The organism is Frankia sp. Cppng1_Ct_nod (assembly GCF_920656135.1).
GTDB lineage: Bacteria > Actinomycetota > Actinomycetes > Frankiales > Frankiaceae > Protofrankia > Protofrankia meridionalis.
In genome coordinates, this window is sequence record NZ_CAKKTK010000107.1 from 1 (window position 1) to 11,995 (window position 11,995).

General features: G+C 67.3%; 10 protein-coding genes and 1 pseudogene. 2 read left to right on the forward strand and 9 right to left on the reverse strand.

Annotation, left to right across the window (positions count from 1 at the left end; genetic code table 11):
* Positions 1 to 421: 421 nt before the first annotated feature.
* On the reverse strand, positions 422 to 1,780 hold the full coding sequence (locus NBW77_RS20505; protein WP_131747138.1) for an MGMT family protein: 1,359 nt from the start codon (positions 1,778 to 1,780) through the stop codon (positions 422 to 424).
* Between the two features lie 585 nt (positions 1,781 to 2,365).
* The gene (locus NBW77_RS20510) at positions 2,366 to 3,613 is read right to left on the reverse strand and encodes an ATP-binding protein (protein WP_250280173.1); all 1,248 of its coding nucleotides are present in this window, start codon (positions 3,611 to 3,613) and stop codon (positions 2,366 to 2,368) included.
* Between the two features lie 296 nt (positions 3,614 to 3,909).
* Between NBW77_RS20510 and NBW77_RS20515 the strand changes: the two genes are divergently transcribed.
* Positions 3,910 to 4,083, forward strand: coding sequence for a hypothetical protein (locus tag NBW77_RS20515; protein WP_165486142.1), 174 nt, complete (start codon positions 3,910 to 3,912; stop codon positions 4,081 to 4,083).
* Between the two features lie 148 nt (positions 4,084 to 4,231).
* Complete coding sequence (locus NBW77_RS22170; protein WP_284346965.1) at positions 4,232 to 4,366, forward strand: hypothetical protein; 135 nt, start codon at positions 4,232 to 4,234, stop codon at positions 4,364 to 4,366.
* Between the two features lie 65 nt (positions 4,367 to 4,431).
* Here NBW77_RS22170 and NBW77_RS20520 read toward each other — a convergent pair whose 3' ends face one another.
* The 7 genes and pseudogenes from NBW77_RS20520 to NBW77_RS20550 all read right to left on the reverse strand — a co-directional run.
* A complete protein-coding gene (locus NBW77_RS20520) occupies positions 4,432 to 6,735 on the reverse strand; it encodes an ABC transporter permease (protein WP_131747139.1) in 2,304 nt (767 codons plus the stop codon).
* Positions 6,732 to 7,454 (reverse strand): ABC transporter ATP-binding protein, encoded by a 723-nt coding sequence (locus tag NBW77_RS20525; RefSeq protein WP_131747140.1) that lies wholly within the window; start codon positions 7,452 to 7,454, stop codon positions 6,732 to 6,734. The genes NBW77_RS20520 and NBW77_RS20525 overlap by 4 nt, the downstream gene beginning before the upstream one ends.
* A complete protein-coding gene (locus tag NBW77_RS20530) occupies positions 7,454 to 7,978 on the reverse strand; it encodes a PadR family transcriptional regulator (protein WP_131747141.1) in 525 nt (174 codons plus the stop codon). Before NBW77_RS20530 ends, NBW77_RS20525 begins: the two co-directional genes overlap by 1 nt.
* 321 nt (positions 7,979 to 8,299) lie before the next feature.
* Positions 8,300 to 9,394 (reverse strand): Fic family protein, encoded by a 1,095-nt coding sequence (locus NBW77_RS20535; RefSeq protein ID WP_250280174.1) that lies wholly within the window; start codon positions 9,392 to 9,394, stop codon positions 8,300 to 8,302.
* A gap of 151 nt (positions 9,395 to 9,545) precedes the next feature.
* A pseudogene (locus NBW77_RS20540) lies at positions 9,546 to 9,821 on the reverse strand (integrase core domain-containing protein); the annotation flags it as partial.
* A 473-nt stretch (positions 9,822 to 10,294) separates the two neighbouring features.
* A complete protein-coding gene (locus NBW77_RS20545; protein ID WP_131747143.1) occupies positions 10,295 to 11,623 on the reverse strand; it encodes a type II toxin-antitoxin system HipA family toxin in 1,329 nt (442 codons plus the stop codon).
* A partial coding sequence (locus NBW77_RS20550) for a helix-turn-helix domain-containing protein (RefSeq protein WP_250280175.1) occupies positions 11,623 to 11,995 on the reverse strand: 373 nt, incomplete at its 5' end. The genes NBW77_RS20550 and NBW77_RS20545, both read right to left, overlap by 1 nt.

The window sequence follows — 11,995 nt, forward strand, 5'->3', positions numbered from 1 at the left end:
GCTGGCCCTGAGATCGTTGTCCGACCGGTCGCTACCCGGGCTCTGATCAGGGACGATGCCCGGTGACCGCGCCGATCGGAACATCGTCTATCGAGTAGAACAAGCGTTCCGAACACCTGGCGGTTCCGGGCACTTCCGGGCCGCCTGGTCACCGTGATCGTTGGGCATCGTGGTCGCGTCGACCTTCCTAATCCGCCTCGGAATATGCTTGTGCTCAGGCCGCGGTCGCGCCGAGGGAGGGGCTGGCGGCCGGTACGTCCACACCCAGGGCGATTCGAGCCCGTCCGGCGACGGTGGCACCACGGTCCCAGCGGGCGTCTCATGGGTCGGCACCGCGCTGCCCGTGCCCTTGCCGCTGAACTTTGACCAGGTGGGGAGCATCAGGGCCGTTGGCAAGTGCCGCGCCTTGACCTGCACGCCGTCAGTCGTGGTCGCGGAGGAGGTTCTTGAGGTCGGTCGGGCCGAGCTGTTTGGTCTGGTCAGCGACTCCGTTGGTGAAGGTGATCCCCTCGGCTTCGAGCACCTGCTGTGGGGTTTCGGTCCTGGTGGGGTCGGACCATTTGAAGCCGTCGGCGATCTTGCCTGCGGCGTTGAGAATGCGCCAGGCGTGTTGGCAGGAGTTGCAGCTGGTGACGTGGTTGCCGAGTGGCTGGGCGGCGGTGCCGATGACCTGAGCGAGGTCACGGTAGGTCGTCCAGCGGCCTGCGGGCAGGACGTCGAGGTAGGCGTGCAGGTCAGACCAGTCGCGTTTGGTCTTACCAGGCACGCTTTCGGCGAGATCGGCGAGGCTTTGACCATTGTCGGTCTCCCACCAGATCGTTCCCCGAACCGCGGTTGGGGTGGCTCCGGTCGCCCTGCCGATCAGGTCGCGTACCAGCGCGCTGGGGAGCCAGTGCACGCCGTCGCCCTCCCAACGCAGAGGGCCGGCTGGGTCGTTGTGCCAGGTGGCCCGGCTGCGGGCGGGATCCTCCTGCACCCACTGCTCAAGCTGGGTACGCTGCGCGGCGCTCGCGGGAGTGAGCGTGAGCCGCAGCGGCGTGCCGTCGGCGAGGGTCTGAGCGTCGATCAGCCGGCGGACCGCTGAGGCTGCGCGCGAGCGTTGCTCGACCTTGCGACTGACCCGTTCGGCCTCGCCCCGCGCCGCAGGGCTTAGCGTGAACTCCTCGGCACCCGGGGTAGGCCAGAGCCGGTTGAAGCCGACAAGGATCTCCTCGCCGGAACGCCAGGCGGAGACCTCGACCAGCTCGATCACAAGGTCGTACTGAGAGAGCCAGACGGCGGTATTGGTGACCTGTTTGGGAAAACCTCCGGCGATGAGCATGATCCGTGGCTTGCGGAGCAGCTCCGGGTCGAGCTCGCCAGCGAACTCGTCGATCGCTGCCCGGGCTGTCACGGCGTCGATGGGCTCGCCGCGTCTGGTCCGCCAGGTGGCGAGGGCGTCGGCGAGTGAGTCCGCGGTGAAGCCGGAGACCATCGCGGCGTAGGTGATCGCCTGCAGGTGCGTGTCGCCCGGCGCCGTGTCGCGTTTGAGTTCGACGACGACGAGTCGGCCGGCGGTGTCGAGTCCGAGGATGTCGAGACGGTCGCGGGCGCGGACGCCGTCGTTGCCGGCCCACTGGTCGTACTCGCTAGTGATGATGAGAACGTCTTCGCCGAGGACCGCCGGGTTGGTGAGTACCCATTCCTGCAGGTGGGCGCGTTCAGCGAGCCCCGCCTCGGCAAGCGAGACGGCCTGGAGCGCTGTCGCGTTAGCGCCGTCGATCTTGAACAGCAACGTCATGGTCGCACCTCACCCGAGTGGTCTCGGTGCGCTGTCCTCGCGCGGTCGCACCATCGGCGCCATCGGCCTTCGTGACAGGCAGGAACCATGACTGCTACCGGCTCTATCACCGATCCATGGGTGAGTTCTTCGCCGCGGAAAGCTATCCAGGCGCACAATCTGACGGTCCCTCATACGATGGATCCATAGGGGCCTCCTTCGTCGACGTGAGTAACCCCCGAGGACCTACCCCGCACCCCGGGCGTCGCCAGGAGCGGAGGCCCCGCCCCTTCATCGCGTCAGAGTCATCCTAGATGAAACGCGAAACCTGGTAGTTCCTGGCACTTCCGCCCGTCTGGTGACCGTCACTGCGGGGATTGTCGTGCGGGCGAACGACCAGACATGAGCTGAGCCCGGGCCACGTCGCTACGGAGCCGGTCTTGCCGTCCGATCGAGTGCAACGAGGGGTCTGTCACCACCGGAATCTTGGCAGAGCCGTTATTTCTACAGGCCCTTGCTGACCTGCACAGACCTCGCCCAGCGCTTGCCATCGCTGGGCGAGGTCTGCCGGCCCCATGGCTACTCGTTCGGCTGCTCGCAGGCTGGCTATCCCGTCCGGGCTGCCCACAGCGCACAGATGGGCAGTGCCCAGATCCGGTCGTCGAGATCGAAGGGGATCGGGCCGGTATGGAACACGATTCCCGCGCGGAAGTCCGGGCCGAGCTGATCGCGCAGCCATATGAGGTGGCGGGCGTCCCGAGCGGTCGGCGCCGAGGAAGCCTTGATCTCGATTCCGATCACTTCGCCTCCTCCGAGGTCTATGACGACGTCGACCTCTTGGCCATCCCGAGAGCGGATATGGTGCAACCGGGCACGAGGGTGGAGAAGGGTCACTTCCGGCCGTAGCTGGGCGACGACGAAGGTGTCAATCAACCTGCCGAGCAGGTCTCCGTCCCGCAGGACGCTCCGCTCGTCCACCCGGGCGGCGGCAAGCGCGAGCGCGGGATCGGTCAGGTATCGCTTCGCCCGCTTGGTCAGCCTGTTCAGGCGGTTCGTCGCCCAGGCAGGAACCAGTTCGATCAGGTAGAGGGCAGCCAAGATCCGGTCATACGCGTCCGCGGTCCGCTGGTTGATTCCGGCGGCCTGGTAAACCGTGCTTTCGGCGGGGAGGCCGGCCGTCGAGAGCCCGAGAACCTCGAGGTAGCGGCGTAGTCGAATCGGGTCCCGTTGCTCCCCCGCGGCCAACACGTCTCGATTGACGACGTGATCGATGTAGGCATCCAGCCACGCGAGTTGCCCTGGTGCGCTCAGGTTCAAGGCGGCCTCGGGGAAGCCGCTCCTCAATGCCAGGTCGACGTAGTCATCCAGGCCCGGGGACGGGCCCGAGATGCTCAGTTGCGAGATGTCCGAGTCCAGAAGCAGATCTAGCAGGCTTGGCTGATCGACGGCGTGAGCGATCTCCCGTTCGGTAAGACCGTGCAGGACCAACCGGACGACCCGACCCGTCCCGGGCCACTGGCGCGTCGTGAAGTCGGCTTCGATGCTGCCGGTGAGGAGAAACCGGCCGGGACGGGGGTCATCGTCGACCGCGCGCTTGACCGCGCCCAGGATCTCCGGTACCTTCTGCCACTCATCGAGGAGAACGGGTTCCTGCGCGCGCCGCAGTGCTGCGTCCGGGTTCGCGGCAACCGCCGTGGCGACCGCGGGGTCATCTAACCGCAGGATGTCGTTGGCGATCCGCCGGGCGGAGGTCGTCTTCCCCGCGGCGCGCGGGCCGGTGACCATGACAGCGGGCAGCCCCGCGAGCAGACTCGCCAAGCGCCCGTCGGCGATCCGCGGAACATACCTTGACATGGCCATACGGCCACAGTACACAATCTGCGAGTCTAGCAGTACAAGGTTTGCGCTCCTGCTAGTACAGGTCTTGCTGAGCCATCAGTACAAGGTTTGCGGCGTCGAGTACACATTCTGCGCTCGGCGACGAACAGATCAGTGACAGCCTCACGAGAGCAGGACCGCCATGATCGGGGTCGAAGCGACCCTCACGTGTGTCGCAAGAGTGCGCCTATCACCGAAGGCCCACGCCGCGAAGAAGATCACCAGCAGGTGCTTGACCTGCGGAATCATAGGTGGAGCTGAGGGGATGGAACGTGAACTCTGATCTTGCTTTCTACCTGCGGAGACGTGTCGGTGCTGTGCCGCCTGGGCGGACAGGGACGGTGGGCGGTACCAGCGAGACACCACCCGCGCGTGACCACGAGTACACCGCTGGTCCGCAGCTCGCCCCGCAGGAACTCGAGACCGCCCGCCACTGCCGCGCGTGAACTCAGTGCAGGTCCGGCGCGCTCCGTCGACGACGACGAGCCGTCCAGAGGGCCAGGGCGGTGACGGTGACGGCCGTGGCGGCGCCGACGGCCAGGTAGACGGTGGTGTGCGCGTTCTTGCCGGCCGCCGACCGTCAGGTACATGCGGATGCCGACCCGGTTGACGGCGGTGACGCCGCGAGTTCCGGGCGCGGACACCCGCGGCTGCGACAACCTCGACGAGACCGCCGCCGCGATACGCGCCGGCCTGTCCCGGCTCGAGCCCCAGGACACGTCCGAATGACCACGGCGGGCCAGCACACCGCACGATCATCCACGCAGTCCTCAGCATGAGGTCAAGCCCGGCCTTCATTCGTTGCGGGCGGTTTCCGGTCCAGTGATGCGTTTGAGTAGCGGAAGGGTGGAGGCGATGATTGCGAGGGAAGCGACGAGCCCGGCGAGGACGAGCAGGTAGTACTGGACGCTTGGCGGTTGGATCGTGTCGCCCAGTTGCGCGTGGAGGAACAGCTGGGCGGCGAGCAGCCCGGTTCCGGCGGCGACGACGGCGGAGATGAGTAGTGGGGCTGCGGCTTCCAGGGTGACGACGCGGCGCAGCATGGCCAGCGGGGCGCCGGTAAGACGCAGCAGGCTGAACGGGCGTTTGCGCTCGGTCAGGCCACCGGCGACGCTGACGGCCAAACCGCAGCCGGCGATCGGCAGGCTGGCGAGGATCACGACGTTGGCTAGTTGCCGGTAGGCAGACGTCCTGGCGTTGTTCTGCACCGTGTATTCGGCAAGCGTCATCGGTGGATACACCGAGGGATAAGCGGCTTGGAGAATGGTGCGAGCCTGCTCGACTGCCGCCGTCGATCCGTCGGTACTGATGACGATCATGCTGACTGGCAGGTTCTGTAGCCGCGCGGTGGACAGGTCGGCAGCCGGCCACGTGGTGTCGGACATCGACGACTTGCCGATGACCCCGGTCTGGAAGTCGGGCCTGATCGTTACGGTGTCCGCGCTGGCGGGGCAGCGACCGAATGTCGGGGTGTGCGCGAGTTCGGCGCAGGAGGCCACCTGCGGCGGCGGCCCGAAGATGGGGCCGGAGCCGGGTTTGGAGTACGCCGCCGGCGCCCCCGTGCCGCCGGGGTTGGAGCGAATCGCCGCTACCCCCGTGACACCGGCGATCGAGGTCAGTTCGGTGGTCGTGGCGGCCGGGATCGAGGTGATGGTGGGTTGCGAGTCCCACTCCCCGAACTCGTCGACGACGGTGCCGGTGGAGTTGGCCGTGTTGCCGGCGACGCCGCCGTTGTCGGCGACGATGGTGGTGATGATCCCGAGCGCGCAGGTGCCGACGAACACGGCGAGCACCAGCCCGCTGACCGCGCGGAAGCCGGCCTGTGGGTTGTCGGCGAGTCGGCGTCCGGCGATGAGGGTGGCCGGCCGGTTCGCACGCCGGGCCATGAGTCGGGAGCCGAGCATGGTCAGCCATGGCCCGGCGATGACCAGCCCGGTCATGGTCAGCAGGATGCCGGACATGTAGGCCACAACCTGGGTGCTGACGCTCTTGCCGGCTCCGCCGATGTGGCTGAAGTAGGCGAGGTAACCGAGTTCGGCGAGGCCCGCCAGCAGCGGGATGATCCGCCAGGCGCGGGGTGGGCGGGGGGTCACCCGGCGGGTCACGCCGAGCGGGGAGATGGTCACCCGGCGCAGGGCGAGCCGTGCTGCCACTGCTGCCGCGATCGGGATGCCGAGCGCGATGAGCAGCACGTTGGCCAGGCTGAGGGACAGATCGCTGGTGAAGAGCGGGTCGCCGGTGAAAGGGATCGCCGCCGGAACGGGGCGCAGGGCGACGAAGAGAACGAAGCCGGCGGCTACCCCGACGACAGCCGCGACGCTGGATTCGACGGTGGAGATCACTGAGATCTGCCGTGGGGTCGCGCCGACCAGACGCATCGCGGCGAAACGCTGTTCCCGGCGGGCAGCGGACAGCCGGGTCGCGCCGCCGATGAAGATCAGCACCGGGAACAGCAACGCGGCCACGACCACCGACAGGATCAGCGTGATGCCGTTGCCGTCGATGCCGACCCCGAGCGCGCAGTCGGCATTGCAACTGCTGGGCACGGTGGTGCTGATGCTGGTGACCTGCTTGACGTCGTGTTGGTGGGACAGGTCGGCGACGCTGTGCCCGACGATGATGATCAGGGTGTTCGGTGCGGGCAGCGCAGCGTCGCCGATGGTGCCGATCTGGGTGCCAGGGAACCGGTCGCCTAGCTGGGCGACCGGGGTGTGGTGCAGCAACTTCGACAGGGCAGGTGAGGCGTAGTACTGGCCCGGCCCGGGCAGAGCCGGGATGCCGGGCGGGATAGGGGCGGCCGGGCCGGTCGCCGCAAGGTCGACCCGTCCGATCTGCTTGCCCTGGTAGTAGTCGGCGCGCAGCTTCCACAACAGCGGGTCGGTCTTGGTGGTACTCGTCGAGATGGCCGGCGCGTTCGATCCGGTGTAGCCGGTTTCGAGCCAGGCGTAGCGGGCGTTCTGGTAGTTGACCGCGTTGATGCTGGCCAGCATCGTCAACAGCAGGCCCACCCCGATCGCCACGGCGACCGCGATCATGGCCAGGCGAACGGCAGCTTCTCTGCCGCCGCCCAGGGTCAGCCGCAGCCCAAGGCGGATCATGCCAGGACCGGATCGGCGGACAGGGTGGTGACCTTGCCGTCGCGGACGATGACTTCGCGGTCGGCGTAGGCGGCCACTCGCGGCTCGTGGGTCACCAGCACGACGGTGGTGCCTTGCTCGCGGGCGGCCGCGGTCAGTAGATCCATGACGCGTTCACCGGTGAGGGAGTCCAGCGACCCGGTTGGCTCGTCAGCGAACAGCACCTCGGGCCGCGCGACCAGGCCGCGGGCCAACGCGACCCGCTGGGCCTGCCCACCCGACAGTTCCCCGGACCTGCGCTGCTCCAGCCCGTCCAGTTCGAGCCGTTCGAACCAGGCGCGGGCGTCGCGCAGCGCCTCGGCCCGGCGGACGCCACCCAGCAGCCGCGGCAACGCGACGTTCTCCTCGGCGGACAGCTCGGGGACGAGCTGGCCGAACTGGAACACGAACCCGAACCGGTCGCGCCGCAGCGCGCTGCGCTCCTGCTCGCGCAGCATGTCGATCCGACGACCAGCGAAGCGGATCTCTCCGGAGTCAGGCGCCAAGATGCCGGCCAAGCAATGCAGCAGCGTCGACTTGCCCGACCCACTGGGGCCCATCACGGCCAGGATCTCGCCGGCGTTCACCGACAGGCTGGCGCCACGAAGGGCCGGCGTCTGGCCGAACGACAACGACACGTCACGCGCCTCGACCAAGCGGCCGCGCGAAGCGAGAGTGTCGGGGACATTGACAGCGCTCATCAGCTCTTCACCATTTCCGCCAAGGCGTTGAGCCGGGCCGCGGTCAGGTCGATCCAACGCAGATCGGCTTCCAGATGGAACAGGCCGTGATCGGCCAGCAGCGCATCCACGACGCCACCGGACCGCCGCGTCTCTGTCAGCTCCCGCATCCGCCGCAAGTGGGCGGCCCGCTGAGTGTCGAGGTACTGCTCGGCCGAGCGTCCCAGCATCAAGGCGAGCACGACCTTGGCGAACAGCACCGTCTGCAGGTGCGGCTCGGGCTCGACCGGCTCGCTCAGCCACTCCTGGACCTCGGTCGCGCCCTGCTCGGTGATGACGTAGCGCTTGCGGTCAGGACCGGCTCCCGGTTCGGCCTCGCCTATCACCACCTTGCCGTCGCGGGCCAGCCGTCCAAGCGTCGAATACACCTGCCCGAACGGCAGCGGCTTCCCCCGCCCGAAATACGTGTCGTAATCACGTTTGAGGTCATAGCCATGGCTGGGCTGACGGTCAAGCAGGCCAAGGAGCGTCAGGGAAACGGACACACCGAGTGTCTACACCGAGTGTGTACTCGCCGTCAATACTCGGCTTCTCGGTCGTCTTGCAGCACGCAAGGCAGTGCAGGATCCGCACCCCGCAGCCCCTGCTGGGTGTAGCGTGCCCGCCGGGACAGGACCGTGCGGACCGACACCCCCCTTTCCGCCGCCTTCGCGGCGTCACGCCCATCCTCGATCACTCGATACGGTCGCCATTGTTGCGCGTCGCTGCTGCCCGGCTCGCACAGCGTGGACGGCGATTCTGGACATGCCCCGTCGTCCGGTCGAGATAACCACCGATCGGGCCACGGCCGGCCCGCGAGTTGCTTGTCAGCTGGTGTATGGATTCCTCAAGGTCATGGGTGTGCGCGCGATGTCAAGTGCCGACTGAGGGAAGCGGGGGCCTGCCGTGTAGTAGCGGGCCCGGGTTCGGCCGACCGGTTCTAGGACTTGGGCGGCGGTGAGGTCGCGGAGGTCGCGTTGCGCCTGCTGCAGGCTCAGGCCCTCGGCGTGCTCGTAACGTGAGCGGCGGACGCGTCCAGCCATGGCCACGTCGTGTAGGGCGGTCGCCACTCGCTCGTCCAGACCGGTGTTCTCGGCGAATTCGGAGAGTGCGCCCCATACCCGCCCGGAGCGGTCGAGTCGGCCTTGAACGGTCTGGGCCTGCTGGTGGTAGGCGGTCAGGTTGAAGCGGATCCAGCTGGAGACGTCCTGGTCGGGAAGGTACTTCGGGCCCCGATCGGTGAGTTCGCGGTAGTACTCCCAGGTGTTGCCGGGGCGGCCGAGCCACGCCTCGATGGACGAGAGCTCCGGGGCCAGGACGCCTTCGCGGGCGATCATGAGCGTCTGCAGCGAACGGGACATACGGCCGTTCCCGTCGGCCCAGGGGTGGATGGACACAAGATGCAGATGTGCCATAGCTGCTCGCACCAGCAGATGGGTGCCGTTGTTGGCGTTGAGCCAGTCGATGAGTTCCTTCATCAGCGCGGGGACGACATCGGCGTCCGGGGCCGTATAGGCCGCGATGCTGGGGTCGCGGGCGTCGGTGACGTAGACGGGGCCCCGGCGCCACTGCCCGGCCGGCTTGCGCACGGTGTGACGGTGGCCTTGCAACATCCAGTGCAGAGCGTTGAGTAGGCCTTTGCTGTAGCTGAAGTCCTCGGCATCGTGGAGCGTCTGGATATACGTCATCATCCGCTGATAGGCGAGGGTCTCCTCGCGGTTCTCGTCCGAGACCTCGACATCTCGCTCGCCATCCATCAGATCCTCGACGTCGATCGTGGATACCTTGAAGCCCTCGATGAAGTTCGAGGCTGCGACGGCATCGGCGGTCAGGAACTTACGGAGCCCCTCAGTCCATTTCGACGGCGTGGTCTGGATTTGGTGCCGCAGTGCATCCCGCATGCCGTCAATCTCGCTGAGCACCTGATCGTCGGCAGGTCTGAGGGCAGGAGTGGGGTAGAGCATGCATCGACGATAGATTGACGCAGTCATCACGTCAAATCAGGGTGGTCCGGCTTCAGGTAGGTGACCTTGTGGGGTTCAAGAACTCGGCCACCGGCGTTGAGCTGGGCTTTCAAGCGGCTCGTTCGTATTCGTTGACCAGGCCCCCGAGGACAGGTCGGCGCCCGATCCGTTCCGTGGTGACGTCGGCGATCGGGTGGTCGAGCCGAGGCGGCCGAAGATCACGGCCACGGTGGAGTCGTCGTCCGTTGTGGTGGCCCACATATTCGGCTTGGACGGTCCGCGGGTGTCTTCTACTGAAGATCAGCATGCGGTCGGTAACCTCGGCCCGGACCGTACGCACGAACCGTTCCGCATGGGCATTCGCTCGGGGAGCTCGAGCTGCCACCCCAAGGCGTCCTGCCGGATCAAGTGAGGCCAACCCGCGTCGGGATCGATGACCGCCGCATGCCGATCTTGTAACGATGCTGGTCAGAGCGTCGCAAACGTAAAACGCTTGTCACCAAGATCGATAGCTTGGTGTGTGCGAACCGCCGAACGACCAGCTCGGGCGGCATGTGACACCTACCCATCGAGCGGTTGGTGGAGCTAACGCACCAGAATAAGAACCACTTGATCTTTGTTCAGGGTCCCGAAATCACCATCCGCCCGGTCGCCACGCGGCTGCTGGCCAGGGGTGATGCCCAGTGAGTACCGGGTCGGTAGCATCATCCATGCAATCGAACATATGTTCCGCAGGTCTGGTAGTTCCGGGGGCTCCGGCGCGTCTGGTCATCGTGATCGTGCCTGCTTCAGGCTCTCCCCGCTGATCGTCAGAGGAGGCCGGCGCAAGCTGGTCGATCCCGCCTGCGTTGGACCAGGTCATAGGGCGTCTCGATACCGTCGCGCAGGGTTTCGGGGGGCCATGTGCTCGATCGGGTCGTCGAGGCGTTCGGTTACCTGCTTCGTGTGTCGTGCGATCGGGTCGAGCGAGCGCCGCCGCACGTCATCGGCCTCGGCGGTGCCCACCTCGTGCAGGGCATCGGAGAACGCGTCCGGGAAGGCTTCGGTCATCTCCCTGGCGGTCTGGCGGTACTCCTCGGTCTGGATGCCGAAAGTGGCCGCCGCCCGGTCCCAGTGCCTACCGAGCACCTGGCCGAACTTCCGCCGGCCGCCGATGCCGACGGCGACTTCCCGTAGTGCCGCGTCGCCGCCGTGGGGGAGGCTGGTGGCGAGGTCGTAGAGCGGCGCGACCTTGATCTCTCCGGGGAGCAGCAGGAGGGACAGGTTCTTCGCGTGGCCGTCGGGCGCCCCGGCGACGTAGTTGAACGCGGCGAAGTCGCCGAGCGCCGCCAGGCCGGCGACCCGGTCGTCTGTGTTCTGCACGATGATCCGGGCGAGGTCCCTCAGCCCGGGGCCGCCGTGAGCCTCGTACTTCTTCGGCGGGAGCCGCCCGCTGGCTGAACAGAAGTCCTCCTGGTGAAGGCGCAGGACAGTCCCGTCATCGAGAACCACGCGGTCGTAACGCTCGATGACAATCGCAGGCTCACCTTCTCCGAAGTAGGTGAATTCCGTACGGGCAACGTCGAGGCCAAGCGTCTGTGCTGCGCGCATGGTGGCGTGTTCGACGAGTGCCTGGTGGTGGAGGCGCCCGATCCCGGGCTTGATGACGTGGGTCGTCGCCGCGGAGCCGTGGGCCTCGTGCCATCCGGTTGGGAGTTTCGCGAGCGCGAACTTCGACTGCTGGCCGGGTAGGGACCAGTGTTCGTCGGGCAGAGTCCATGACGCGGAGTCCCCGGTGCGCAGCGCCCGGATGCGGCCGGCGATGTCCTGATCGCTGACGGGCTGGGTCTGCCGGCCGCGCGACTGCATCTCGTCGAGTGCGTCCGCCAGGCAGAACTGCACTGCCCCGGGGCAGTCCCAGCCCATCTGGGACAGGATCGCCAGGGTGTCGTCCGGCTCGACGCCCAACAGGGCCCCCCAGCGTTGTCGGGTCCGTGGGTCCTCGGGCAGCACGCCTTCGAGGAAGGCGCGCACGCTCGTGCCCCGGTAGGTCGTGTCCGCGAGGGGCATGCGCACGCCAAGGGGGGTGGAACCGGTGGCGAGGTAGGTGGGTTCGTAGGTGAACTCCGGCTCGGCTGTGGCGGAGGTCTGGGTGACGCGGCCGACCACGCCGCCGTACATGACGACGAGCAGGTTCCGTGCGGGCATCAGCGTTTGTCCCGCGCGGCGAGGGCGGCAAGCACCGCGCTCTCGGCGTCGCTGGTCTTGTGTTCCACCAGGTTCAGACTGAGGCCGAGGGCGCCGAGCACTCGGAAGATCGGTTCGATGCTGGCCGCGGGGTGGCCGGTCTCGAAGCGGGCCAGCCAGGCGCGGGAGACGCCGGCCTGGGCGACGAGGGCCTCCTGTGACAGGCCGCGCTGCTTGCGGGCCGCGCGCACCGCCGCGCCGAACTGGCGGGCGTTCATGATGTTGACCATCACTGGATCCTGTCCACGTTCATAGTCAGCCGGCATTGTCTTCGCTCGTAGCCAATACCTGTTGTCTGCGATCGTGGACAACCTCCCCGGTATGGATCCGGGC

What these genes read in the sequence shown, in the direction of transcription:
- NBW77_RS22170 (WP_284346965.1), top strand. Translation starts at nt 4,232, where the DNA reads ATGCCGACCCGGTTGACGGCGGTGACGCCGCGAGTTCCGGGCGCGGAC.
- NBW77_RS20525 (WP_131747140.1), bottom strand. Translation starts at nt 7,454, where the DNA reads ATGAGCGCTGTCAATGTCCCCGACACTCTCGCTTCGCGCGGCCGCTTG.
- NBW77_RS20520 (WP_131747139.1), bottom strand. Translation starts at nt 6,735, where the DNA reads ATGATCCGCCTTGGGCTGCGGCTGACCCTGGGCGGCGGCAGAGAAGCT.
- NBW77_RS20510 (WP_250280173.1), bottom strand. Translation starts at nt 3,613, where the DNA reads ATGTCAAGGTATGTTCCGCGGATCGCCGACGGGCGCTTGGCGAGTCTG.
- NBW77_RS20545 (WP_131747143.1), bottom strand. Translation starts at nt 11,623, where the DNA reads ATGCCCGCACGGAACCTGCTCGTCGTCATGTACGGCGGCGTGGTCGGC.
- NBW77_RS20505 (WP_131747138.1), bottom strand. Translation starts at nt 1,780, where the DNA reads ATGACGTTGCTGTTCAAGATCGACGGCGCTAACGCGACAGCGCTCCAG.